The sequence below is a fragment of the Leptospira ilyithenensis genome, from assembly GCF_004771005.1.
Classification (GTDB): domain Bacteria; phylum Spirochaetota; class Leptospiria; order Leptospirales; family Leptospiraceae; genus Leptospira_A; species Leptospira_A ilyithenensis.
On sequence record NZ_RQHV01000066.1, the window covers coordinates 23,586 to 48,895 of the forward strand.

The window sequence follows — 25,310 nt, forward strand, 5'->3', positions numbered from 1 at the left end:
CCCAATTAAGATTCTTTTAACGCGTTTATCATCTCTTGGGTTGCTTTTTTTCCATCCCCGAATAACATGAGACAATTGTCTGCAATGAATAGCGGGTTAGGAACTCCGGCAAATCCGGGAGAAAGTGACCGTTTGATTACGACTACAGTTTTCGCTTTATCAACATCTAAAATAGGCATCCCCGCAATCGGAGATTTCGGATCCGTTTTTGCAAGAGGGTTTGTAACGTCATTGGCACCGTTGACAATTACAAGATCGACATTTTCGAATGTACTATTAATTTCGTCCATCTCTTTCAGACGGTCGTACGGAATATCCGCTTCCGCCAATAAGACGTTCATATGGCCTGGCATCCTTCCCGCGACCGGGTGGATTGCGAAAGTTACGTCGATTCCTTTAGCAGTAAGCAGTTGGTACAAATCACGGACCGAGTGTTGTGCTTGTGCGACCGCCATTCCGTATCCCGGAACAATCACCACAGTACGGGCAATATCAAGCAACATGGCGACTTCTTCTGCACTTGTAGATTTGATCTTACCTTGATAGAAATCACCGTCGTCCTTCATCTCGGAAGCAACAGCACCGAATCCGCCGAATAATACGTTCGTAAGACTTCTGTTCATCGCTTTACACATAATTTGCGTTAGAATGATACCGGATGCACCTACAAGAGAACCGGCGATAATCAAAACATTATTATTCAGCACAAAGCCTGTCGCGGAAGCCGCAATTCCGGAATAAGAGTTCAAAAGAGAAATCACAACCGGCATATCCGCTCCTCCGATCGGAACTACAAGTAAGATTCCTAAAACCAAACTGGCCGCACTTAGAATCCAATAGATAGGCTCATTGGTCGGAGAGAGAGTGCTGTAAACCCCGAGACCGATACAAGCAAGACCAATGACGATTTTTACTGCTTGGTCGCCTGGGTAACGAACAGCTTTTTCTGTAACAAAACCTTGTAGTTTTCCGAAAGCGATAAAACTTCCACTGAAAGTAATCCCGCCGACGATTGCGGAGAATACGATGGAGATAATCTCCTGGTAATTGACAATGTATTCGTATTTGGGGATGGAAATTTGCAAAGCGGAGCCTGCGACAAGTACCGAAGCAATACCACCAAACCCGTTTAAAACTGCAACCAACTGAGGCATTGCAGTCATTTGGATCTTGATTGCAAGAATGATTCCGATAACGGATCCAATCGCAATTCCGATGGCGATCCATTCGTAACTGATGATTTGTTGGTCGAATAAAGTCGCCACTACGGCGATAAACATTCCCACAGCGCCCAGGATGTTTCCCTTAGTGGCTGTTTTCGGATGACCGAGTTGTTTGAGACCTACAATAAAAAGTATGGAAGCAAGCAGATAAGATAAATTGAGTGCATTTACTAAATTCATTTTGAAGTTTCCGCTCAGTCCTTTTTCTTAAACATCGAAAGCATTCTGTGGGTTACCAAAAATCCACCCACAACGTTGATCGTTGCAAAGATCACGGAAAGAAATCCCAAGATCTTAGTGATATTATTATCAGGAAGGCCGGAGGAGTAAAGAGCACCGATCAAGGTGATCCCTGAAATGGCATTGGAACCCGACATAAGTGGGGTATGAAGAATGGGAGGGATTTTTGTGATGATTTCAAATCCGACGAAAATCGCCAAAACGAAGATCGTCACTGCGGTTACAAATATTTCCATAGGTAAGAAATAGTATTTGGGGAAGTCCTGGTTTTTGGAAAACTAAATTTTATATCAAAGATGACTGGAAATTTGTTTCGAGTATGTTTCTCCGGGGACAGTTCGAATCCTGTCAAAGGAAAAAGGAAGCCAAATGATCGTGAATGAATCGGGATTGACACAAAAAGCAGATGTAATACTTGTAGTTACAACTAGCTTATGTCCATCCCGAGTAGGTATTCAGTCGCAATTCATATTTTGACCATTTTGGATATGGGTGGCGAACCGTCTTCAGAGGAAATCGCAGGTTCCGTAGGAACAAATCCGGCGATCATACGATTACTTATGGGAAAATTAAAAAAAGCAGGTTTAATCCAAGTAAGACGAGGGGTCAAAGGGTCCAGTCTGGCAAGGTCTCCGAAAGAGATCACTCTTTTGGATGTGTACCGAGCTTCGGAAAAGGATGAATCTCTATTTTTGCTACATGAACATCCAAACCCGGAATGTCCTATTGGAAAAAATATCCAGGAGGCTCTGGAGGGAATTCTGGACGAAGCTCAAACGGCAATGGAGTTGAAACTTGGCGAATATACTTTAGCCAATGTAACGGGTGATATTCGCCGTAAAATCAATTCTCAGAAAGGTAAGGCCTTGAAAAAAGGTGCGTGATTTTTTATCAAATCTGATGTAATAATGTAACTTACAACAAAACAATAAAGGAGTAAAAATGAAATTAACACTGATAGGAGCGACCGGCTTCATCGGATCAAAGGTATTGGAAGAAGCGCTGGACAGAGGGTATCAAATAACTGCTGTTCTAAGAGATCCTTCCAAGCTTACCGTGGAGCATAAGAATTTGAAAAAAGTCAAAGCGGATATTTTCGATAAGGAAATATTGACAAAAATCATTTCCGAAACAGACGGAGTTCTCAATTCCTACAACCCGGGGTGGACTGATCCGAATATAAGAGAAAATGTGATCAAAGGATCTTTGTCCATTATAGAAGCTACGAAAAAATCAGGAGTGAAACGATTTCTGATTATGGGAGGCGCTGGTTCCCTGGAAGTCGCTCCCGATTTACAACTGTTAGATACTCCTGAATTTCCAAAAGAATATTTTCACGCCGCAGACGCTGTGAGAGAAGTTCTGAAATTTTTAAAAACGGAAAAGGAACTGGAATGGAGTTTTCTTTCTCCTTCCGCAGTCATTGATCCTACAATGGCAAAAACGGGAAATTACAGAACAGAAACCAATTCCTTATTGGTTGACAGTGAAGGAAAAAGTCAAATTTCTCTCGGTGATCTTGCGAAAGCCTTTGTAGACGAAGTGGAGGAAAGAAAACATATCAGAGAAAGGTTTACAGTCGGATATTAAGTAAGGAGCAAAAAACAAATGAAACCGAATTTAAAAAAAATCACAAATTATCTAACCATCTTAGGAACTGCGACTCTAATTTTATCTTGTTTGATCACCTGTAATCAAAAAGAAGATAAGTCCGAAAAAAACAAAGAGATTGTAGTAAACTTTTATAACAAGATTTTCAAAGATCATAAACCGAAGGAAGCCGTTGAACAGTATGTTGGCGATAAATACATTCAACATAATCCGTATGTTCCCGACGGCACGGAAGCTTTCCTCGGATATTTTGTACCTTACTTTCAAAACAATCCTGACTCGATTGCCGAAATCAAAAGAGCCGTCGCCGAGGGAGATTTGGTATTTCTACATGTTCATTTTAAACAAAACAAACAAGATCCTGGACAAGCGATCGTAGATATTTTTAGAGTTGAAAACGGTAAAATTGTAGAACATTGGGATGTGATCCAGGCAATTCCTGAAAAATCCGCAAACACAAATACAATGTTTTAGTTATGGATAGAAGGAAATTTTTACTATCGGCGGCAGGATTGTTGTTAGCAGCAGTCTGCCGCCCAAAGCAAAAATCCGATTTGAAAGAGGTAGAGATGAATACAAATAAAATGCCAGTTCTATTCGTTGGTCATGGAAGCCCGATGAATGCAGTCGAATCCAATTCATTTACAAAAGTTTGGAACGAACTGGGAAAATCAATTCCTAAACCGAAAGCAATTGTATGTGTTTCCGCGCATTGGCTTACGGAAGGAACTTATGTGACTGCAATGGGCAAACCGAAAACGATTCATGATTTTTACGGTTTTCCCAAACAATTGATGGAATATCTATATGAGGTTCCCGGTGATCCGATTCTTGCGGACAAGATTACGAAAGATATTCCTGATCCGAAATTATCATTGGATCAAAATTGGGGACTTGATCATGGTACCTGGAGCGTTCTTTGCCATATTTATCCGGAGAGAAATATTCCAGTTCTGCAAATCAGTATTGACGCGACCAAGGATCTTGCGTGGCATTTGGAATTCACAAAAAAACTATCATATCTTAGGCGGGAAGAAGTATTGATCATTGGAAGCGGAAATCTAGTTCATAATCTAGGTCTCTATAATTGGAAAAACCCGGATGAAATTTTGCCTTGGGCGAAGGAAGCAAATGATACCTTTAAAACATGGATTTCAGAGAATAACACAAAAGCATTTGTAGATTCAGACCGTTTTACGCGTGCTATGTTTACTGCAATCCCGACGGCCGAACATTATATTCCCGCAATTTATGCCTTGGGTTTGAGGGAACCCGACGATAAATTGGAATTTTTCAATGATGTATTGAACAGCTCGATTTCGATGACAGGATTCAGATTTGGGTGACGAGATGGTTTTTATTATTTGAAATTTTTTTATAAATAAGTTCGTGTATTTTCAGGGATTTGTTCGGGTTAATCCGCTTCTGCCATTAGTACAATCAGGCGATTGTATTTTATAATGATTTTTTTCGTCATCTCTTCTCCTTTTTTATTAATATCGGGGTGATACTTTTTCATAAGTTCTTTGAACTTTTTCTTAACGTCCGCAATTTTTGCATCTTCACCTAACTGAAAAAATGTGAGTAATTGTTCCAGTTCCAAGTTTAATTTTTGTTTCGGCTTCTTTTTCTTCTTTTTGGCTTCTCTGATTCTTCCGAAAATTTCGTAATAAGTCCTGTCCCGAAATTCTTTTGTGATATCCCGGAAGTTTAAAATTTTAGTAGGAACGAGTGCCATGAGATAATCTTTTAGGAAACCTTCGGCACCGTATTCGGTTTTGATTTTTCTGAGTTCGATAAATATATTGATCGTTCTTCCTACGAAGAATTCGATTTCAAATTTATCCATCAGATAAGAATCGACTGCGTCATCAAAATCAACCGTTGCTGCAGCGAGTAAAAGTAAAAGTTCTTTGTCCAGTTTATGATTTTCGACCGTAGTTTGAATTAGCGCTTTATAGGATTCCCTAAGTTCGTATAATGGACGTTCGCTGAAAAAAATTCCTGATCGTAGAAATTCCGCCGGAACATAATCAGCATCCAATTCTTTGGATAAAAAATCAATCAGGCAATCTCCATCCACTTCATGGAATCCCCCGGAAAGTGACATATGTGGTTGAGAGGCGCGAAAATTGTAGATTTTGCGGAGGCATTCTTCCTTTCGGATTTCCAAAAGTTCGGCTAAGCGTTCATAGGAAAGAAACCAACGCAGAGAATCGCTATGGTTTTGCAACTCGAAGATTACATCCCCAAGGACTTGTTTGGATTTGGTGGTTTCTGCTTTCGCTACCATATTCCGTAGTCTGCCTTATTACCAAATTAGCAAGGAGTTTCTTTTTTGCTAGTGAAACCTATTCCATTTTGTTTACTGGAATTATGACTTATCCGACTTTGAAACATCCCTCTCTTGATCCCTATGATATTTCCGATTATAAAGGACTTCGGGGACAGAATTTTTACGAGAAAGACAAGGCTCTGCAAAGAGTTGTGGAACGCTATAGCGAAAAGTTCGCTCCCGATCATAAAAAAGCAATGATCGATCATATCAAAGGATATGGGGAACTAGTCGGCGGAATTTTGGATGAGCTTACCGAAAAGTCCCACAAAGAAGGAAAATACGGCGAGCTTGTCAAATACGATCGCACAGGAAAAAGAATCGATCAAATCATTTATTCTCCCGAACAGACTCTTTCCCGCAAAATATCTTATGATTACGGTGTAGTGAATTTGGATTTTCACACGAATTGGAAATTCGGATTTCCGTATATTCATCGTTATGCGCTTACTTATCTGATGAATCTTAATGGTGAAGGTGGTGTTGCTTGTCCTTTGGCTATGACTGACGGGATGATCAATGCTCTGAAACAAATCGGTACTGATAAACAAAAAGAAAAATACCTGGCTCTTACTGCAGGCGAACAAAGTGACTCTCATTTTATGGCAGGTCAGTATGTTACGGAGAGAGTAGGCGGAAGCAATGTATTGGCAAACCGCACCATTGCTAAAAAATTGGACAACGGTAAATGGTTGTTAAATGGAGAAAAATGGTTTTGTTCCAATCCCGGTGATCTTTGGGTAACAACTGCAAAGATAGAAGGAACAAATACGATCGGAATGTTTCTTGTTCCCAGAATCAAAGAAAACGGAGAGCTAAACGGTCATCATATTCTTCGCAAAAAAGACATCATAGGTTCTCGGGGAAAACTCACAGTAGAAATCATCTATGAAGATGTGGAAGCGGAAGAATTCGGAAGACCCGGACACGGAATTGTAAACTTAATCAAATACATCATCAAAATCTCCCGCATTCATGTGGGATTCGGTGCTTGCGGAAATGCACGTCGCGGTGTGATGGAAGCCATCGAATATGCAAAATGGAGAACTGCTTACGGTAAAAAGGTAAATCAGTTCAGTTCGTACGCTCGAACACTAGCGGAAATGCAGATTTTACAAACAGCCATGACATTTGTAAATTTTCGTTCCGTAGACCTGGTGGAAAAAGAAGATACAGCTTCCGAAGTACTCATTCCACTTTTGAAATACAAATCTTCTTCCCAAGCAAGCTGGGTGACTCAGAAAGCGATTTTATGTTTGGGAGGAAATGGAATTGTAGGGGATTTTTCTCCTCTTCCCCGCCTCCATAACGATTCCATCATCAATGAAACTTGGGAAGGAACCCACCTTATCGTCACAGACCATTGTTTGCATGCGTTACAAAAATCGAAAGTTTTCACTGCTTTTTCCAATCTAATCGAAGTTTTGCGAAAAGATGCAAAAGGAAAATCAGAATTGAAATATGCTAACGATATCCTCGAAGGAAAATTCCAAGAGATAAAGGAAATCTTGGAAAAAGAAACGAAGGACTGGAGGGAAATCAATCGGGTCTATATCGCCGATCTTACTTACGGTGTGATTGCTTTGGCTGAATTTTTGGAACAGGCTGCATTTGATCTTAAAAAAGGTTCTAAGTCTATCTATACGGATTTTGCCAACGGTTACGCAGAACTATTCTTGAATGGTGTTGACTCCCCGAGAAAGAGAGACGGAGTGTTTTTGAATCCCGAATCTTTGGAGGCGATTGTTCAATATTAATGTCCAATCTCCTTTTACTTGGAATTTGTTTTGGATTAGGACTTCTCTTTCGCAGGTCGGGACGTTTTCCGGAAAGTACAACCCAAGTGCTGAACGGATTCATTTTGCACGTATCCTTGCCTGCACTTGTATTATATCACATCCATGAACTTCGAATAACAACGGCTATTCTTTTGCCGGCGCTCATGCCATGGATTGTTTTTCTGCTTGCGGCAGGGTTCTTTTTAACTCTTTACAAATTTAAAAAGATCGAATTTAAAACTGCGGTTTGTCTGATTCTGACTGCCGGGTTTGGAAATACTTCCTTCGTCGGATTTCCCTTGCTGGAAGCTTACTTGGGCAAAGAGTCTTTGGGTTACGGGATTGTTGCCGACCAATTGGGGACTTTTTTGGCTTTGAGTTTTCCAGGTATCATACTTGCCTCATTGGCGGAACACGACTCCTGGGAATTCAAACCTTTGTTTGTCAAGGTGATCGGTTTCGCTCCCGTGCAGGCTTTGATTCTTGCTTTTCTGCTTCGTCCTTTTCCTTATCCTGAATGGGCAAAGATCATTTTACTTAGATTAGGTGATACATTGACTCCTTTGGCCTTGGTATCAGTCGGTTATCTTTTGAACCTAAGGACTTTGGGAGGTCATAAAAAAACTCTCCTATTGGGTTTGGGATTCAAACTCGCCTTTGTTCCGTTACTAGTCTATTTTATTTATGCCAAAATCACACCGGATCGGATGATGTTTGAAACGATCGTCTTGGAAGCCTCGATGGCTCCTATGGTAACTTCCACCATCATTGCAATGGAAAAACATTTGAATCCCCATCTCGCAGGTCTTATGTTAGGTGTTGGAATCCCTCTTTCGTTCGGAACTACATGGATTGTGTTGAACATAATCCGAGGAATCAATTGATGAATATAAAGTTCTTATTACTTTTGATACTTGCCATGGTATCCTGGGGCATTTCCTGGCCGATTGCAAAGCTGGTCGCTACTTTATTGCCTATCCATGTATTGGTGTTTTGGCGGTTTTTAGTAACGTTTCTTTCTGTCATTCCGCTGCTTTATTTTTTGAAGATTCCGTTTTTGCTTAAGTCGGGACGCGATTATCTGAATGTACTAATCGGTGGAGTTATTTACACATTGTACGGCCAATTTTTCTTTTTAGGGTTGGTGAATGGATTGCCCGGCGCAGGAGGAGTTTTGGTCACAACTCTAAATCCTATCATTACTTTTTTAATTGTAGCCCTGATCCAGAAAAAAAAAATCAACAAACGTCAGTCACTTGGTCTATTTTTCGGATTGATCGGAGGACTTGTGATTTTAAAAATCTGGCAATTTAGTATAGGGTCTCTCATTCAGTCCGGAAATTTATTTTTCCTATTATGCGCATTCACTTGGGCGACCTTATCTTTAAATAGCCAGAAAACCGGTGAGTCGATGTCTCCCATTGTTTACAGTCTTTATGTGTATTTCGTGGGATCCGTAATAGAATTTTTCTTTGCCTTCCGCGATCCGGCGATTTTGCAAGTATTCGAATTCGGTTGGAATTTTTGGTTATCCATCGCTTATCTTTCCATTGTCTCTACAACATTTGGAACTACTGTTTATTTTTATGCAGCAGCAAAACTAGGCTCTCAAATCGCGAGCTCCTTTATTTTTATCGTGCCCTTATCCGCTTTTTTAAGCAGTGTTTTTATCGTAAACGAACCGATCCAATTACCGGTGTTAATAGGTGGTGGGTTGGCAATTCTTGCAGTATATCTTATTAATTCAAAGAGGAAAGATGTCACGATTGAAAGTCTCGTGGAGAACTAAATTAAGAGTTTGGTTGTTTAACTTTTACCCTCCTTATTTGGGAGCGGGAATCAGGATCACTCATATTGCGCCTGATTTTTCCAAATTTAGAACGGAGATGAAACTCACTTTCTATAACAAAAATTATGTGGGAGTTCATTTCGGTGGGTCTTTGTATGCTATGTGCGATCCGTTTTATATGTTGATCCTTCTGGAAAGATTGGGAACGGATTACATCGTTTGGGACAAAGCCGGCAATATGCAATTTCTAAAGCCCGGAACGGGCAAAGTATTTGCGGAGTTTTATATCTCTGATGAAGAAATTGCACGTATCAAAGAGGAAGTGGCAAAAAAGAAAAAAGCAGATTTTGTCTTTTATGCGGACGTTAAAGATACCGAAGGTGAAGTAATTGCTCGTGTGGAAAAAGTCGTTTATGTGCGAAGGAGAGGCAAATTGCCTCTCCAAAATTGATCTTTAACCAGTATCTAGTATTTCTGATCCGCGTCTTCAGGAATCATATTGCCATAATAATTGACAAGAGATTCCACTCTAGAGCGCAAAACCTGATTGGATTCTTCGACTAGTTTTCTTTTTTCCAAAACCTTTTTTCCTTTTTCCCAAATTTCTTCCGGGTCGCGAGTCAGATAATTTCCGTTATGCCTGGTGATAAAGTCTTCTACAAGAGATGTCGACCGATTGATTTCCACATTATGCTCGTTCTCCGATAGAATCTTTGCGACTATCTGATTTGGTAAAAGTTTATGATACTGTTTCCAGCCTTTGGAAATCCGATAAGACAATTCCAAAGTCGGATCATCCGTATGAGCATATTCTGATATGGGGATGGGATCGCAAAATTCCACATATACATTGGATCTTTTTGCCAAAAATCCTGCCATGCCAAGGTCTTCTGGAATATCGCAGAATTGATTGTCTTCCGGAACTGTTTCGTAAGAAAGTGCCATCGGAACGATAACAATTTCCGTTCCTGAACTTCGGAATGCATTCACAGCAGTAGTGAGTAGTCCGGTTTTGACAGGAACCACACCTCCCGTTCTGGAACGAGTTCCTTCGGGATACACCAAGGAAGGGATTCCTTGTTCCAACATTACCTGTGAATAAAGAGTCAGACATTCCAAATACAAACTATTTCTGGTTCTTTCCCGATCGACTGCGTAGGCGCCAAGTGATTTGAGCATCCATTCCCAGAAAGGATTGGACATCAAGTTGATACCTGCCGCATAACGAGGAACAGGCAATCCCAGGTGAAACAAGGAATAAGCAACTTCCACCGAATCCAAGTGGGATCTATGTGTGGGCGCATAAAGTATATTGTATTTACTGGAAAGAGCCTTTACAACTTCCGTTTTACCGCCGATATGCGGAATCATTGACCCGCGCATAAACCCCCCGGAAAACAAACGAATGGGAGCTATAAAGCGCAATAACGATTCCCGAACGGTCGGGCTGTAATTATCCGCGATTTCCATTACATAAAAACGAATCAATTCTTTGATAAGAGTTGATTCCTCATCTTTATTGGAAACATGAAACCTTTGCCAAACTTCCAACTCCTGTGAGAATTTTTCGATATCAAGGTTTTGTTTTTTTCGTTCGGCTTTACTTAATCTTTTTTGAGTGCTTTCAACGATTGCCGCAGATTGTTTCTTAATCCGCGATGTTGTGCCTGAGGAGTTGTTAATGTGTTTTATAATGCGATCCACCAAAAGACTTTGAAAATCAATTCCGGATGTAAGATTTAACCCTTGTTTTTTGGGAACAATTAGTTGACTTGGTGCCGAAGAAGTTTTTGTTCCACGGATTAAATGGATTAGCGAATCAGGAGGCTGTTTTCTTGTCAGCACGTCAAACAGAGTGCGATGAAAACTGAAAGGCAAACGAATATCGTTGGCAAGTTCGATTAGAATACTCAGAGCATAAGTACCTTCCACGTTATCATGCCATTTATTGGATTCTCTTTCAATAAATTGTTTCGGTGAAAAAAAGATCTCTACTTTATCGAGTATGCTTAATTTTTCCTGACCGCTTAATAGTTCTCCTGCGAGCTTTTGTCCGAATTTTTTATTTCTACTCCGATTGCTTGTTGCAGTTGCAATGAAGTCGGCAAGTCCCGATCTTCCCATAACCGTGTCCGGCCTTGCGCCGTATTTCATTGCAAGATCTCTTACTTCTTGGAAACCGACGGACATGATTTCGCCCAGTAAATTTGTTCCGTAGTTCGGCATTAGGGAAATGATTCCTGAGGCGATTGCCATTGGATTTTTTGCCACTCCGATGATTTCCATTCCGTGAATGTCATCAGTCGTGGATGTATGAACGTAATGGGATAAGAATAAGTCAGCCAAATAGTCGGCAGTCTTTTTTATTTCCGAACCTATATTGAAAAATGTATATTTTTCTTCCATCAGTTCTGCCACCATTGACGGTCCGTTCACTACTGCGATCGAGGAAGAAGTGAAATTTTTTTCTTTCAGAATATGATCCAAGTATTGGCTATAAGTGACAAACCCGTGCCGTTTTCTGTATTTGCTCTCTAAGATTCCTTTGGTGAAAAAAGAAAATACATAATCGTTTTTCGGGTCAAGCGTATCAATAAGAGAATGTAAATTGTCCAGAAAGGAGCGGGAAGGGACCGCTACATGAAACGCCCAATCATCTCTTCCGAATTGATCCAGGCCGGAAACAATTTCGATATGTTGTGGAATTTCCAAAGTCATTCCCATAATTTCTGTTTGGCGCCGTTTTCTTAAAGACTCGGCTAATTCTTTATCGGGGATCCATAGGATAACTTCATCGTATTTTTGCGCTACCAATGTGGAAACTATCAATCCCATTGGTCCGCTTCCTAATACGGCTTGTTTTAAGTCGTGATAGGCGATAGACATATGTTGTACTTTTAAAACTAGTTTTCTTTTTTAACAAAAAGTCGGATCGCTATCTCCGGGAAATAGGCGCCGATTAAAATAAGGACGAGACCGATCATATTCGGGATGGAAAAAAACTTAAAAGGTGTAGCCCCTCTGTCCAATCCCACGTTGATAACGCAAATAAACCATCCGCCTAGAATCAAACCAAGCCCGATCGTATGAAAAAGTATTTTTCTCAACATCTTAGAAACTCTCCTGGGAACTTTCTTTTTCTTGAAAGCCCTCTCTATTTTATATAAAACTGCCAATACCGAAGGAAATCGTCAAGCGACAATGCCAATCATTTCATTTCTAATCAGTTTAATTCTACTTCTTCCTGCCGGTTTCGGTTTTTACCAATCTTGGTTCGGATTGACTCCCGCGCAGGAAATCAATCTGGCCATTGCACTGCTTGCGGCATATCTTTGGGTCTCCGAAGCGATACCTCTTTATGTGACGGGCTTTTTAATCCTGTTTTTGGAGCTGATTTGGTTATTGCCCAATTGGGGAGGATCCGCTCCCAAACCAATCGTATTTTTATCATGTTATTTTTCAGAGACCATATTACTGTTCTTAGGCGGGTTTGTCATCTCGGAGGCGATTGCGCACTACAGGTTAGATGAAACTCTCGCCCGATTTGTGATCAAAAATACAAAAGGCTCTTCTTTATATTTACTGATCGGTCTTGGTCTTTCGACAGGTTTTTTATCCTGTTGGATGAACAATACTGCAACGGCGGCTATGATGCTAGGTCTAGTCGCTCCCATGATGAAGAATTTGAGTTTGGAGTCCCATTTGAGAAAGTCGGTTTTGCTTGTGATCCCTTTTTCGGCAAATTTGGGCGGAATCGGGACTCCTGTGGGAACTTTGCCGAATGTCATCGGCATCGGATACATGAAGGAGAAGGGAATAGATATCGGTTTTTTGCCCTGGATGGCTTTCGGAATGCCTGTATTTTTAATTTCAGTTATGCTCTTATGCGGACTTTTGTATTGGAGCTTTTTGAAAAACAAGGAAGAAGAAAGTACCAAACTCTTTACTCCTTTGAAAGATGAGATTTCAAAAACAAGTTTAAAGTATAACTTAAGTTATTTGATAATAGGTATCACTATTCTCGGTTGGATGACATCGGATCTTCATAAGATTTCCAACGGAACAGTTGCGTTAGTTCCGATCATTGCTTTTTTCGGCTTGAAACTTTTGGATTTAAATCATTTTCGCTCTCTATCTTGGGATGTTTTGATCTTGATGGGAGGAGGAATTGCTCTTGGAAAGGCAATGGAAGAAACAGGACTTGCAAAACAGTTTATCAATTTACTTTCATTAGGTGGTCAATCTTCCTTTTCATTATTCTGTATATTTTCCATTATGTCTCTTGGATTGTCTTGCTTTTTGTCAAACACCTCCGTTGCCAATCTAATGCTTCCGATTACAATGGGTTTGCCTGCGGAAGTCATCTTGCCGGCGGCATTAGGAGCAACTATCGGTGCTTCCCTCGCTATGCCTTTTCCTGTCTCCACTCCTCCCAACGCTTTGGCATTTAGTTACGGCGGCATCAAAAGCATAGAAATGGCAAAGATAGGAGGAATCATCTCCATACTTGCTTTGATTGTCTTTTTGGTTGTAGGCGGAGGGATTTTACATTTCGCAGGATGGGTGGATTTTTCGCATTAATTACTACAAAAATGCTTTTCTTAGATAAGTATCAGTAGCATAGAAGAGAGATGTATTTTATTCGTTTTTCATTTGATATTGGGAGCAGTAAAACTTAAACGGAGTTGCTCCTCTGTCCAAAACCTTCGTTGATAACGCAAACAAACCATCCACCCATAATCAATCCGAACCCAATCGTATGATAAGGCAGTTTTCTTAACATCTTAGAAACTCTCCTGGGGCTTTTTTTCTTGAAAGTCCTCTATTTAATATAAAATTATTAATACCGAAGGAAATCATCAAGCAACAATGCCTATCATTTCATTCTTAATCAGTTTAATTCTAGTTCTTCCCGCAGGTTTTAGTTTTTATCAATCTTGGTTTGGTTTGACACCAGTCCAGGAAATCAATTTGGCAATTGCACTGCTTGCAGTATATCTTTTGCTATCGGAAGCGGTGCCTCTTTATGTGACGGGTTTTTTAATCCTATTTTTAGAGTTGATTTGGTTATTACCCAACTGGGGAGCATCTACTCCAAAACCGATTGTATTTCTTTCTTGTTACTTTTCAGAAGCCATATTGCTGGCATTAGGTGGTTTTGTCATTTCTGAAGCGATTTCTCATTACAAGCTGAATGAAACATTGGCCCGATTTGTAATCAAAAACGCGATAGGTTCCTCATTGTATTTGCTTTTGGGGCTTGGGTTTTCTACGAGCTTTTTGTCCTGTTGGATGAACAATACTGCCACGACGGCTATGATGCTAGGACTCGTTTTCCCTATAATGAAAAACTTAGATTTGAATTCTCATCTTAGGAAATCGGTCCTTTTTGTGATTCCTTTTTCCGCAAATTTGGGTGGAATAGGGACCCCTGTGGGAACTCTCCCTAATGTAATCGGAATCGGATACATGAAGGAGAAGGGAATAGATATCGGTTTTTTACCTTGGATGGCTTTCGCAATACCCGTATTTTTGATATCAGTTTTGCTCCTATGTGGACTTTTGTATTGGGTCTTTTTGAGAAATAAAGAAGAAGAAAGTGGAAAACTCTTTGTACCTCATATGAGCGAGGTTTCCAACTCAAAAATGCAGTATAATATTTGTTATCTGATTATTGGAATTACGATTATAGGCTGGATGACGTCTGATCTTCACAAAGTTTCCAATGGAATTATCGCGCTTATTCCCATCATTGCGTTCTTCGGGTTGAAACTTTTAGAGCTAAAACATTTTCGATCTCTCCCTTGGGATGTTTTGATTTTGGTGGGAGGAGGGATTGCTTTGGTAAAGGCTATGGAAGAAACCGGATTGGCAAGCCAGTTTGTCAGCGTATTGTCATTAGGTGGTAAATCTTCTTTGTCCCTATTTGTGGCATTTTCCGTTATATCCCTTGGTTTCTCCTGCTTTTTATCTAATAATTCCGTAGCAAATCTGATACTTCCTATTACAATGGGTTTGCCTGCGGAAGTTATCTTTCCCGCAGCATTAGGGGCAACGATTGGAGCTTCTCTTGCAATGTCTTTTCCTGTCTCCACTCCTCCCAATGCTTTGGCTTTCAGTTATGGCGGCATCAAAAGCATAGAAATGGCAAAGATAGGAGGAATCATCTCCATACTTGCTTTGATTGTCTTTTTGGTTGTAGGCGGAGGGATTTTACATTTCGCAGGATGGGTGGATTTTTCGCATTAATTACTACAAAAAATGCTTTTCTTAGATAAGTTTATCGGTAGCATACAAGCGGAAGATGTTATTTATCCGCTTTTCATTATTTCTGGTGAATATTTTATTATTTACCAATTGCTATAATTATCTTAGTGAAGATGTACCTATCATTGTTCGCCCAGAATTGAAACAGAGGATTTCTCTTCTTACTATAAAGGTCACAAGCCCCGAGTCGGAACGTTCCAAAAAACATATCACCGCTCTTTATACCACATACATAAATGATACCGGTTATTTTGGAAGAGTGATCAACGAAGGCATTCGCAGTTCGCACCATATAGATATTTATACCTCGGAAGTGAATGAATACGAACATTTCTGGGTGTCTTCCATTTCCAGTTTGTTTATGATTTTAACCGCAGGTATTTTACCGTCCATTTATTCGCAAGAAAGAGTTTTACATGCCGATTTCTACGTTGAAGAAAAGTTAGTTGGTAGAGAAAAATACAGACAAAAACACTCCACACTTTTCGGTGTTCCTTTCTTTTTTATTTGGGAATCCGGAATCGAAGAAGCGAAGATCATTCAATACAATAAAGAACGCAATATGATCAACAACATGATCCAGGACTATAATCGTTATCTTTGAGGAGAAAAATAGGATGAAAAAGTTCAGCATAATTTTTATTTCGTCGGTTGCATTTGTAATTTCCTGCACCACCCCGACCAAAAAACAAACAGTTACCAAAGAAGAAAAAAAAGAAACCACCACAGTGGGCAATTCGGTAGCTGACAAAGGGCAACTGGCATTTCTGGAAGCGATTGAAGACGGAAGAAAACTTCCTTCTTCCAGCAAATGGAAACCGGAACAATACGAAGAGTTGAACGATCAATCTTTCAACTCTTACGTGCCCGCAAAAGAAAGAATTGATTTTACAAGTATAGACTATCCGCTTTTAAACGCGGCTTTGTTTTTCGAGACCAGCAAAGAACGAAGAAAATTGGGTTTAAAACCATTTCGTTATTCGGCGTTATGCGAACAAGCGGCTTTCGGTCACGCCCAAGATATGGTAAATCTTAGTTTTTATTCCCATACAAGCAAGGTTTCAGGAAAAGAAACCTTAAAGGATCGATTGGAGCTTGTGGGAATCATTAATCCTACATCTGGTGAAAATATAATCAATTCTTTCGCTATTGACTATAAGCCGGGGACTCCTGTTTATAATCCGGAACAAAACGAAGGAAAATTTTTCAGTTACCAGAAAAAAGGCCCTCCGATTCCCAATCATACTTATTTGAGTCTTGCAGAGTCCCTTGTGGAATCTTGGATGAATTCTCCTCCTCATAGAAGAAATATTCTAAACCCTGACTTTAGTTATATGGGTGGCGGAGTTTATTATTACCAGGACGTAAAATTTCAGAACATGGATAAAGTAAAAGCTGTACAAGTTTTCTCTTCAAAGCCTTAAATTACGATTTCAGTTGTTTTCTTCTCGGTCTGAGAAGTATAAGCAGTCGCTTAAGGAAAATTAATTTCCGAGTTTGGTGATCGTATCAAATTCGGATTTTTGAACCGGCTGAATGGAAAGTCGCGAACCTTTTTGAACCAAAACCATTTTACTCAAGCCCTTCACCGTTTTCAGTTCGGCTAAAGACAAAAAATTTGTAAATCGTTTGGATAGCTTTAACTTAACACCAAACCAACGAGGATCTTCTTTTTTACTTTTAGGATCGAAGTATTTGCTGTTCGGGTCAAATTGAAAAGGATCGGGGATCCTGGACTCGACTATCTCTGCAACTCCCACAATTCCTGTCGGGTCAGTGCTGCTGTGATAGAACAGAACCAGGTCTCCCTTTTTTACTTCGTCTCTTAGGTAATTGCGTGCTTGGTAATTACGAACCCCTTCCCAGAAAGAGATCTTCTCTCTTTCCAGGTCGTCTATGGAAAAGACATCGGGTTCTGTTTTAAAAAGCCAATACTTCATCTTCTAAGCTGAGTAAGCTGGTTTTGTAGAAGTTGCGCCTTTTATTTTTTTAGAAGAGGATAACGATTTCTTTTTATCTTCTTCTATTTTTTCACCGGAAGGGTGAACGATTGCCATCAATTCCTGGCTATCAATTGTTTCTTTCGCAAGCAGAGCTTTGGCGATTGCATCCAGTTTTTTTACGTTTTTGCGAACCAAATCTCTTCCCTTGTCCAAAGAAGTTTGCACAATTCTACGAACTTCCTGGTCAATCATCGCTGCAAATTCTTCCGAGTAAGGTTTACTAGTATGACCGTAGTCTCTTCCTATAAAAGGAGAGTTTTCAGGTCCGCCGTAATTGATTGTCCCTAATTTTTCAGACATTCCCCATTCACATACCATTCTGCGGGCGATATTGGTTGCTTGTTGGATGTCGTTGCTGGAACCATTGGAAGGATCACCAAACATAAGTTCTTCGGCAATATATCCGCCCATAGACATTACAATTCGATCCAGACAATATTGTTTTTTATAGGAATGACGATCTTCAATTGGCAGGGATTGGGTTAGACCCAATGATCTGCCTCGGGGAATGATCGTTACTTTATGCACAGGTTCCGTATAAGGAAGGAGTGTTCCCAAAAGTGCGTGACCAGCTTCATGATAGGCGGTCATTTCCTTTTCTTTGTCGGAAATAAGCATAGACTTGCGTTCCGGTCCCATCATCACTTTATCACGAGCTTCTTCCAATTCTTCCTGAGTGACCCGTTTTTTGTTTCTACGAGCGGCAAGTAATGCGGCTTCGTTGATCAGGTTTGCAAGGTCTGCTCCCGTAAATCCGGGAGTTCCACGTGCAATTGAGTTGATGGAAATATCGGATACCATCGGAACTTTTTTAGAATGAACTTGAAGAATTTCTTCCCGTCCTCTCAGATCGGGTAAATCCACGATGACTTGTCTGTCAAATCGGCCTGGGCGAAGCAGAGCAGGGTCAAGCACATCAGCACGGTTAGTTGCCGCCATTACTATAACGCCTTCGTTCATTTCGAATCCGTCCATCTCAACCAGCATTTGATTGAGTGTTTGCTCTCTTTCGTCATGACCGCCACCGAGTCCGGCTCCGCGAAGCCTTCCTACCGCGTCGATCTCATCAATGAAGATGATACAAGGTGCGTTCTTTTTCCCTTGGTCGAATAAATCGCGCACTCGGGAAGCACCTACACCTACAAACATTTCTACGAAATCAGAACCGGAAATCGAGAAAAAAGGAACACCGGCTTCTCCGGAAACTGCTTTTGCAAGTAAGGTTTTACCTGTTCCCGGAGGACCTACAAGCAACACTCCTTTTGGAATTCTTGCACCAATGGCATGGAATTTTTTAGGATCTTTTAAGAATTCAATGATCTCTTGCAACTCTACTTTTGCTTCATCGCAACCAGCCACATCGTTGAATGTGATTTTGACTTTAGAGTCCACATTCATTTTGGCTTTGGACTTACCGAATGTGAATGCTTTATTTCCCGTAGCCTGTAGTTGTCTCATCATGATGAACCAGATGATACCGAGTGCAAAAATCCAAGGAACGATACTGGAAACAACACTCCAGAATTTGTTTTCTTCCGTGGATTTCGCAGTGAAAGATAATCTTTGTTTACGAAGTTTCGTAATCAAATCCTCGTTCACCGGTGCGATGTTTGTTTTGAAAGCTTTCGGTTTGTTGTCTTTGGAATCGGAAGGAATATACCAGCCTTCTATCAATTCACGATCAATCGTGATCTGAGATTTGTTGGTAATATCTTTCCCGTCTTTCGAAGTTATTTTTCCGATTTGTTTTTTGCCCTCAACCGGCTCTACCATATTGAGGAATTCGGAGTAACTGATCTCATCAGGACGAGATCCAAGAGAGTCCGGTCTATACCAGACAGCTAATACTAATAGTATTACAAGTAAGAACAGAAATACATTTTTGATGTTTTTATTCATGGAAGATTGTCTCCCTTATTAGACTAAAATCAGAGGTGATATTTTTGAATCACTTCGTCGATATCCCCCATGGAAATCGATCGAATCGCGGCCTCCGCGTCATTGATGATTTGAATCAGACTTAAGTTCTCAAGAGGCTCAAAATCATCACGTAAAAATTCTTCTCTTTTTTTCGGATTGTATTTGGAATTGCGGACTCCAATACGAATTCGAATGAAATTGGGGGACCGGAGGGAAACGGAAACAGAATCCACACCGGGATGTCCGACGCTTTCTCCGCCTTTTGTGACCACAATTTGACCCAATTCCAGGTCCAGATCTTCATGGATCAGAACTATGTCTTTTACCTGGATTTTGAGGAAAGAGGCAATGTAAAGTACGGACTCGCCGGAAAGGTCACTGAAAGTTTGAGGTTTGAGAAGAACTACTTCGTCCCCCTCAAAATCACCCCTTCCGATCAGAGATTTTTTCTTCTTTGTTTTGATTTCGAGGCCAATGTTGTTGGCTATGACATCGAGAATCTTAAAACCAATGTTAGAACGATTGTTATTGTATTTATCTCCTGGATTGCCCAGGCCTACTATCAGTTTCATTGGTTTTAGAAAAAACTACTTCTTAGCGGCTTTTTTTGCTGCAGGTTTTTTACCACCGGCATCAGCTTCCGCTTTTTCCGCTCTTTCTGCAGCAAGAATCGCTTTCGTCTTATTGCAGGAAGTTACAATCGGATCGCCGTTGGTCAAAATTTCCCAAGATTTCGGGCAAGGAAGGTCGGAAACCTTAATGATCATTCCAACATCCAAATCAGTTACATCGATTGTAAGAACATCTGTTAAATCTTCCGGAGTTGATTTAACTTTGATTTCATGAACCAGGTGTTCGAATTGACCGCCCGACTTTGAACCTTTTGCAACTCCTGTTGTTTGAATCGCAACTGTGGTAATGATTTTTTTACCCGGAGTTACTTTGAAAAAATCGATGTGACGGATTTTTCCCGTGTGAGGAAATCTTTGTACTTCTTTAACAAATACTTTTTCGGTTTTACCATCTAAGTCAAGTTCGATGAGGGTTGCTTTTCTAATCCCAGAATCGATCAATTTTTGGATTTCTTTTTCAACTACAGTGCCTGAAGTTGCTTTTCCACTTCCGATGATATTTGCAGGTACTAAACCTGCTGTGCGAAGGCGTCTTGCAGGACCTTTGCCAGTAAGAGTTCTTGGTTGTACTTTAATGCTATATTTTTCCATGATTATGTTCCTTATTATTATGAAAACAGACTAGAGATGGATTCCTCATTGTGAATCCTTTCGATTGCTTTAGCAAAGAGTGGGGCGATAGAGAGCGTTTTCAAGTGATTTATTTTCTTTGTCTCGGGTACCGCAATGGAATTTGATAAAACAATCTGTTCGAATTTCGCTCCGTTTAGCTTTTCCGGAGCTTCTCCGGAAAGAACCGCATGGGTAGCACAACACATCACGGATTTTGCGCCATTATCATAAAGTGCGTTTGCCGCTTTTGCAATGGTTCCGCCAGTATCAATCATATCATCCAAGATCAGGCAATGTTTGTCCTTTATATCGCCTATCACGTTCATTACGACGGACTCATTTGCTTTGGGGCGTCGTTTGTCTATGATCGCTAGAGATCCGTTGACTTTTTTTCCAAAGTTACGAGCACGTTCCGCACCGCCGGAATCGGGGGATACAATCACCAGATCGTCCAGTTTCAAGGAATTGATGTATTCCGCAAGTACGGGAGAAAAGTAAAGATGATCTACAGGAATATGAAAGAATCCTTGGATTTGATCTGCATGCAAATCCATAGTAAGAATACGATTTGGACCGACTGTTTCGATCAGATCCGCAACAACACGTGCGGAGATAGGAACTCTCGGTTCCACTTTTCTATCTTGGCGTCCGTATCCGTAATAAGGTAAAACAGCTGTAATTCGACGTGCGGAAGCGCGACGAAGAGCGTCAATGATCAGCAAAAGTTCCATTAAACTGTCGTTTGCCGGATAACTGATGGACTGAACGACAAATACGTCTCTACCTCGAACGTTTTCTTCGATCTTAACGGTGCTTTCTCCGTCAGAGAATCGTTTTACGGTGATCTGCCCGTTAGGGATTCCTAAATTTTGACAGATCTCTTCCGCTAAGGGGCGGTTCGCATTTCCGGAAAATACTGCAACTTCACTTGGATTCATACACCAACTAAACCTTTATCTATATATTGTTTTGCTTTCTCTAAATCTTCCGGGGAATTGATTCCATGGCTTTCCAGGGCATTCTTTAGAGTGAGTGCACCCACTTTTTTGCCTTGAGAACGGAAAATCTTAATCACGTCGGTGAGATAGTATTCTTTTTGAGCATTGTCATTGCCTATGTTTTTTAGGGCATCAAACAAATGTTCTGCTGTGAAACAGTAGGTTCCTGTGTTGACTTCATTCACCGCTTTTTCTTCCGGAGTGGCGTCTTTTTGTTCCACAATCCGAAGTAGGGAACCGTCATCGGAAGAACGAATGATTCTTCCGTATCCGTTCGGGTCTTCCATTTTTGCAGAGAGGACAGTCGCTGAGTAATGATTGTCTTTATGAAGTTGGATGAGTTCTTTGAAGGAAGATGCGGAAATCAAAGGTGCGTCCCCACAAGCGACAAGGATATAACCTACGTAAGGTTGCAGATTTTTTTCTGCGGAAATGACAGCGTGACCTGTTCCCAATTGCTCTGTTTGTTCCGCAAATTCGACACCGGAAAATTTTTCGGCGATGGAAGTAACTATGTCTTTGCGATAGCCTACTACTACGATTTTGCGTCGGATGTTGGCATTTTCTATATTTTGTAGAACGTGGATTAAAAGTGGAGATTCGTTCAGTACAACCGCAACCTTGGGGAGCTCACTCTTCATTCGAGTGCCTTTCCCCGCCGCCAATATAACAGCAGTTACAGTCGTTTCATTGTTCATACATGCGAAATTCGGAAAATAAAAACTGGCTGGCCTGCTAGGATTCGAACCTAGGGAATGGCGATACCAAAAACCGCTGCCTTACCGCTTGGCTACAGGCCAGTTTCTAAAAAGAGAAGGATCGGAAATCCATTTCTGGAAATCGGGATTTCAGTGAGTTTAACAATGGCAACTGATCTTGTTCTTTCGCAACTAAGCCGAAAAAGCAAGAACCAGAACCGGAAAGAGAAGAGTAAACTGCTCCCTCTTGTAAAATTCCTGATTTCAATTCCTTTAAATCGGGATGAACCTGGAAAGCGATTTTTTCAAAATCATTCTCTAGTTTGCCGTTCAGGCTTGTCCAATCCCCGACTCGAAGACTTCTAACCACATCCTCTGTCAGAGTTTTCCATACTTTTGAGTCGTGGGTTTTTTGTAAACTTCTTTGAAGTCCGTCGTACATTGATTTGGTAGATAAAGAATAGGAGGGAATGGCAAGGATTCCATGCCCCTTTGCGACCTGAATGGGCTCTAAATTTTCGCCAATTCCTGTGACAATACAATGGTTTTCCTGAAGAAAAAAGGGAACATCGGCACCGATTGATTTGGCGAGTGTGATCTGTTTGTCCTGATTCAGGGAGATTTTGGAAAATAAGAACTTGAGTAAACTACCAGCGTTGGAACTCCCTCCTCCCACTCCACCTTCGGGCGGGATTCGTTTTGTTAAATGGACTCTGACGCCTTCGGGTACTTTGAGGTGGGGAAAAACGGCAAGGTAAGATTTGTATAATATATTTTTTGTTAGGTTTCCCCGTTCGGAAACTGCATCAAATAGCGCTTGTTTGGCTTGCGGAAGTTGGTTTTCGGAAACAAGCTGAAATTCCGGTATTTGATGGTTGGAAAGGGGAAAGGTTTCTACTTGGAAGTCGTCTCCGAAGTCAGTTCGAAGAAAAATACTTCTGATCTCATGGTATCCATCTTCTCTTTTGAAAGGAATCTCTAAGCCTAAATTGATTTTTGCGGGAGAGATCGTCATTATGGAAATTCTAATTTATGATACGAAGATGGAATTTGCTTTTTCCAGGCTCTGAAGGATTCGTTTTTGGAGATTTGCAGGTGATTTCAGGATAATACTATTTCCATAACCTAAGATCGTATTCACAAACCAGTTTTCTTCCCGGATGGGAACTTCATAAGCATCATAATTTTGATCAAAGAATGGTTTGGATTCCGAAATCGGTTTTAAAGGTAATTTTTGTCCCAAATGAAATGCTGAGGAACCCGTGCAGTAAATGACTGCGGTTGCTTCGTTTAAAGATTCTTTCGGAGTGAGCAATTGAACAAATCCATTTAACCAATCTTTGGCGCCGTCGGGCAATGATTTTGTTTCCCGGTTTGTTTCCGTCACTTCCAAAATACAATCCAATCGGAATGCTCTGAAATCCTGTTTTTCCAAATCGAATCCTAAAAGATAAGAATCGTTTTCTTCCCAAAGAATCCAAGGATGTACGGTTCTTGTTTCTTTATCTTTGGTATTTCTTTTCCAATATTCCAATTGAATGATTTTTGCGTTTTGAATGTTGTCTGAAATTTTTTTGCGAATGACTGAGTGAGGTTCCCAGGTTCCGGAAGGAATTACGGAATTGATTTTGTTTAAAATCCTTTCTGAAATTTGTTTTTGATCGGGATCCGTTATGGGGACGGAATCGTCTTTTTCCGATAGAATGTCCCTGAGCAGAATCCATTCATCGGGAGAAAGAGGAAGTGCCTTGTCCAATGCGATGGGTAGTTTGATTTTTACTTTTTCACCGTCGTAATCCACTTCTACACAATCTTGCGGAGAATAGGGATACATCTCTATCATAAAGAGTTCACCTAATTCCCGTTTGAGATCACCGATTGATTTATGACCGGTGATCTTTTGCAAGTCTTCCAAACTCAATCCGTCGGGATGTACGGAAAGAATCCTGATTAAATTGAGTTTGGATGCGGCACGAAGCGTTGCAGGGTTCAAATTAAACTTCTAAAATCGCTTTTAGTTCCTTTGCATTGGATGCACATAGCGATTGTTTTTCGATGTTTTTTGCTTTCAAGTGACCACCGGTCAACCTTTGGGAAACAACGCTTGGACCGAAGTCGATGATCGCTTGGATACTTGCATCGTTCCAGATAGGTGCGATCGCCAAATCCCAGTAAAGCGGCTCAATCAAAACCATTTTGAAAAGGATATCGCGAAGGTTTCCGTCTTTTTGCAAGTTGTGGCCGTCGAAGATGCTATAAACCGGAACTTTCAGATCGCTTCCGTTGTAAGGGAAAGGGACTACTTCTGCGTCTTCTTTTACGAAACCGGGAAGGGAAGAATTCATAAACGGGCAGTGGAAAGGTGCGGTTGTTTTCAGATAAACGAATTTGAATTTTTTCTCATCCATTTCCGCTTTCCATTTGGAACGGAAGGCAAGCAAGGAAGAAGGAAGCGCGGAAAGGATCATCGAATCGGGAGTATTGTACAAAGAGATATAGATTGTATTTTGTCCTGTGAGTCCGAGTGATTCGTTGGTTTGTTTCACTCTGTCTTCCAATTCGTCTTTGGAATAACCGATGACTGCGGCCATTGGAGCCGGGTTTTTGTCTCCGTTTGCTTCGTTGCCTTGCGCAATTTCTGTGGAAATTGTGAAATCAGGATAAACTTTTTGGCCGTTAAACCCAAGATAAAATACAAATTTTAAAAAATCACTGTATGCTTTTAGGAAATCGGTTCCTTCTTTCCCAAGACCAACTAACGCACCTGCGATGACGCCTTGGCTGTGTCCGCTGATACCGCCTGTTGTTTTGATAAGATCCGGTGTCGGATAACCTTTTTTTGTAACTAAAACATAGTTTGCAATTTGGGTCATAAAGATTCCAGGAACGGAGATAGGCGCGCGTGCCAGATAATCTTCCGAAGGAGCTGAATCGGGATTTTCTAACCAGGCTTTGAAATTGAAACCTTCATTGAGGAAAGGGTTTTTTCCGTCGCGTGCTGCGATTTGGTCGGTTGTTTGGAAAGATATGTCAAAAAATTCTTTTAGTTCAGGTTCTTGGTATAGTTTGGCAAGCTCCTTTAAATAAGGTGAGCCTTGTCCTCCAAACTGCAAAAAAAATTTCTGAGATTGAGAGGAAAAACTAGAGAGAAGTTTCGGAGTAGTCATTATATTTTCCTGAGATGTAGTTTTCTGTTACCCTAGA

Annotated in this window: 26 protein-coding genes and 1 tRNA gene; 12 read left to right on the plus strand and 15 right to left on the minus strand. The window is 40.7% G+C overall.

What is annotated here, in order from left to right:
- Window positions 1–5: 5 nt before the first annotated feature.
- Window positions 6–1,403: an NAD(P)(+) transhydrogenase (Re/Si-specific) subunit beta gene (locus EHS11_RS19080; protein ID WP_135765986.1), complete on the minus strand. Its 1,398-nt coding sequence runs from the start codon at window positions 1,401–1,403 to the stop codon at window positions 6–8.
- A gap of 14 nt (window positions 1,404–1,417) precedes the next feature.
- Window positions 1,418–1,699 (minus strand): NAD(P) transhydrogenase subunit alpha part 2, encoded by a 282-nt coding sequence (locus EHS11_RS19085; protein WP_135765987.1) that lies wholly within the window; start codon window positions 1,697–1,699, stop codon window positions 1,418–1,420.
- 198 nt (window positions 1,700–1,897) lie between these two features.
- Between EHS11_RS19085 and EHS11_RS19090 the strand changes: the two genes are divergently transcribed.
- The 4 genes from EHS11_RS19090 (at window position 1,898) to ygiD (ending at window position 4,420) form a co-directional block, all read left to right on the plus strand.
- Window positions 1,898–2,347 carry an Rrf2 family transcriptional regulator gene (locus tag EHS11_RS19090; protein ID WP_135765988.1) on the plus strand — a complete coding sequence of 150 codons (450 nt, stop codon included), beginning with the start codon at window positions 1,898–1,900 and terminating at the stop codon, window positions 2,345–2,347.
- 58 nt (window positions 2,348–2,405) lie between these two features.
- Window positions 2,406–3,053 carry an NAD(P)-dependent oxidoreductase gene (locus tag EHS11_RS19095; protein ID WP_135765989.1) on the plus strand — a complete coding sequence of 216 codons (648 nt, stop codon included), beginning with the start codon at window positions 2,406–2,408 and terminating at the stop codon, window positions 3,051–3,053.
- 18 nt (window positions 3,054–3,071) lie between these two features.
- Window positions 3,072–3,548, plus strand: coding sequence for a nuclear transport factor 2 family protein (locus tag EHS11_RS19100; RefSeq protein ID WP_135765990.1), 477 nt, complete (start codon window positions 3,072–3,074; stop codon window positions 3,546–3,548).
- A 95-nt stretch (window positions 3,549–3,643) separates the two neighbouring features.
- Window positions 3,644–4,420 (plus strand): 4,5-DOPA-extradiol-dioxygenase, encoded by a 777-nt coding sequence (gene ygiD / locus EHS11_RS19105; protein WP_135765991.1) that lies wholly within the window; start codon window positions 3,644–3,646, stop codon window positions 4,418–4,420.
- Between the two features lie 68 nt (window positions 4,421–4,488).
- Here ygiD and EHS11_RS19110 read toward each other — a convergent pair whose 3' ends face one another.
- Window positions 4,489–5,367 carry a molecular chaperone DnaJ gene (locus EHS11_RS19110; RefSeq protein WP_135765992.1) on the minus strand — a complete coding sequence of 293 codons (879 nt, stop codon included), beginning with the start codon at window positions 5,365–5,367 and terminating at the stop codon, window positions 4,489–4,491.
- 83 nt (window positions 5,368–5,450) lie between these two features.
- Between EHS11_RS19110 and EHS11_RS19115 the strand changes: the two genes are divergently transcribed.
- The 4 genes from EHS11_RS19115 to EHS11_RS19130 are packed head-to-tail and all read left to right on the plus strand — an operon-like array spanning window position 5,451 to window position 9,427.
- On the plus strand, window positions 5,451–7,166 hold the full coding sequence (locus tag EHS11_RS19115; RefSeq protein ID WP_135765993.1) for an acyl-CoA dehydrogenase family protein: 1,716 nt from the start codon (window positions 5,451–5,453) through the stop codon (window positions 7,164–7,166).
- Window positions 7,166–8,071 (plus strand): AEC family transporter, encoded by a 906-nt coding sequence (locus EHS11_RS19120; protein WP_135765994.1) that lies wholly within the window; start codon window positions 7,166–7,168, stop codon window positions 8,069–8,071. The genes EHS11_RS19115 and EHS11_RS19120 overlap by 1 nt, the downstream gene beginning before the upstream one ends.
- On the plus strand, window positions 8,071–8,976 hold the full coding sequence (locus tag EHS11_RS19125; RefSeq protein WP_135765995.1) for a DMT family transporter: 906 nt from the start codon (window positions 8,071–8,073) through the stop codon (window positions 8,974–8,976). Before EHS11_RS19120 ends, EHS11_RS19125 begins: the two co-directional genes overlap by 1 nt.
- On the plus strand, window positions 8,954–9,427 hold the full coding sequence (locus EHS11_RS19130) for a DUF4442 domain-containing protein (protein ID WP_246048082.1): 474 nt from the start codon (window positions 8,954–8,956) through the stop codon (window positions 9,425–9,427). The genes EHS11_RS19125 and EHS11_RS19130 overlap by 23 nt, the downstream gene beginning before the upstream one ends.
- A gap of 14 nt (window positions 9,428–9,441) precedes the next feature.
- On the opposite strand, the gene EHS11_RS19135 is transcribed toward EHS11_RS19130, so the two are convergent.
- Together EHS11_RS19135 and EHS11_RS19140 are read right to left on the minus strand one after the other, a co-directional pair.
- Window positions 9,442–11,862: a 1-acyl-sn-glycerol-3-phosphate acyltransferase gene (locus tag EHS11_RS19135; RefSeq protein WP_135765997.1), complete on the minus strand. Its 2,421-nt coding sequence runs from the start codon at window positions 11,860–11,862 to the stop codon at window positions 9,442–9,444.
- 17 nt (window positions 11,863–11,879) lie between these two features.
- Window positions 11,880–12,086, minus strand: a complete 207-nt coding sequence (locus EHS11_RS19140; protein WP_135765998.1) for a hypothetical protein — start codon at window positions 12,084–12,086, stop codon at window positions 11,880–11,882.
- A gap of 91 nt (window positions 12,087–12,177) precedes the next feature.
- Between EHS11_RS19140 and EHS11_RS19145 the strand changes: the two genes are divergently transcribed.
- From EHS11_RS19145 to EHS11_RS19160, 4 genes are all read left to right on the plus strand, one after another.
- On the plus strand, window positions 12,178–13,557 hold the full coding sequence (locus EHS11_RS19145) for an SLC13 family permease (RefSeq protein WP_135765999.1): 1,380 nt from the start codon (window positions 12,178–12,180) through the stop codon (window positions 13,555–13,557).
- 288 nt (window positions 13,558–13,845) lie between these two features.
- Window positions 13,846–15,225: an SLC13 family permease gene (locus EHS11_RS19150; RefSeq protein ID WP_135766000.1), complete on the plus strand. Its 1,380-nt coding sequence runs from the start codon at window positions 13,846–13,848 to the stop codon at window positions 15,223–15,225.
- Window positions 15,226–15,280: 55 nt separating this feature from the next.
- Window positions 15,281–15,847: a hypothetical protein gene (locus EHS11_RS19155; protein WP_135766001.1), complete on the plus strand. Its 567-nt coding sequence runs from the start codon at window positions 15,281–15,283 to the stop codon at window positions 15,845–15,847.
- 13 nt (window positions 15,848–15,860) lie between these two features.
- Window positions 15,861–16,667 carry a CAP domain-containing protein gene (locus EHS11_RS19160; RefSeq protein WP_135766002.1) on the plus strand — a complete coding sequence of 269 codons (807 nt, stop codon included), beginning with the start codon at window positions 15,861–15,863 and terminating at the stop codon, window positions 16,665–16,667.
- A gap of 60 nt (window positions 16,668–16,727) precedes the next feature.
- Here EHS11_RS19160 and EHS11_RS19165 read toward each other — a convergent pair whose 3' ends face one another.
- The 10 genes from EHS11_RS19165 to EHS11_RS19210 form a co-directional block, all read right to left on the minus strand.
- Complete coding sequence (locus EHS11_RS19165) at window positions 16,728–17,183, minus strand: EVE domain-containing protein (protein ID WP_135766003.1); 456 nt, start codon at window positions 17,181–17,183, stop codon at window positions 16,728–16,730.
- A gap of 3 nt (window positions 17,184–17,186) precedes the next feature.
- Window positions 17,187–19,145, minus strand: coding sequence for an ATP-dependent zinc metalloprotease FtsH (gene ftsH / locus EHS11_RS19170; protein ID WP_135766004.1), 1,959 nt, complete (start codon window positions 19,143–19,145; stop codon window positions 17,187–17,189).
- Between the two features lie 29 nt (window positions 19,146–19,174).
- The gene (gene pth / locus EHS11_RS19175) at window positions 19,175–19,738 is read right to left on the minus strand and encodes an aminoacyl-tRNA hydrolase (RefSeq protein WP_109021864.1); all 564 of its coding nucleotides are present in this window, start codon (window positions 19,736–19,738) and stop codon (window positions 19,175–19,177) included.
- Window positions 19,739–19,753: 15 nt separating this feature from the next.
- A complete protein-coding gene (locus EHS11_RS19180) occupies window positions 19,754–20,389 on the minus strand; it encodes a 50S ribosomal protein L25/general stress protein Ctc (protein ID WP_135766005.1) in 636 nt (211 codons plus the stop codon).
- 17 nt (window positions 20,390–20,406) lie between these two features.
- Entirely contained in the window at window positions 20,407–21,348 is a 942-nt protein-coding gene (locus tag EHS11_RS19185) for a ribose-phosphate diphosphokinase (protein ID WP_135766006.1), read from the minus strand.
- Entirely contained in the window at window positions 21,345–22,106 is a 762-nt protein-coding gene (locus tag EHS11_RS19190; protein ID WP_135766007.1) for a sugar phosphate nucleotidyltransferase, read from the minus strand. The genes EHS11_RS19185 and EHS11_RS19190 overlap by 4 nt, the downstream gene beginning before the upstream one ends.
- A gap of 26 nt (window positions 22,107–22,132) precedes the next feature.
- A tRNA-Gln gene (locus EHS11_RS19195) sits at window positions 22,133–22,208 on the minus strand.
- A 4-nt stretch (window positions 22,209–22,212) separates the two neighbouring features.
- Window positions 22,213–23,121, minus strand: coding sequence for a 4-(cytidine 5'-diphospho)-2-C-methyl-D-erythritol kinase (locus EHS11_RS19200; protein ID WP_210413725.1), 909 nt, complete (start codon window positions 23,119–23,121; stop codon window positions 22,213–22,215).
- A 15-nt stretch (window positions 23,122–23,136) separates the two neighbouring features.
- Window positions 23,137–24,099, minus strand: coding sequence for a WYL domain-containing protein (locus tag EHS11_RS19205; protein ID WP_135766009.1), 963 nt, complete (start codon window positions 24,097–24,099; stop codon window positions 23,137–23,139).
- A 1-nt stretch (window position 24,100) separates the two neighbouring features.
- Window positions 24,101–25,273, minus strand: a complete 1,173-nt coding sequence (locus EHS11_RS19210; RefSeq protein ID WP_135766010.1) for an ACP S-malonyltransferase — start codon at window positions 25,271–25,273, stop codon at window positions 24,101–24,103.
- Window positions 25,274–25,310 lie beyond the last annotated feature (37 nt).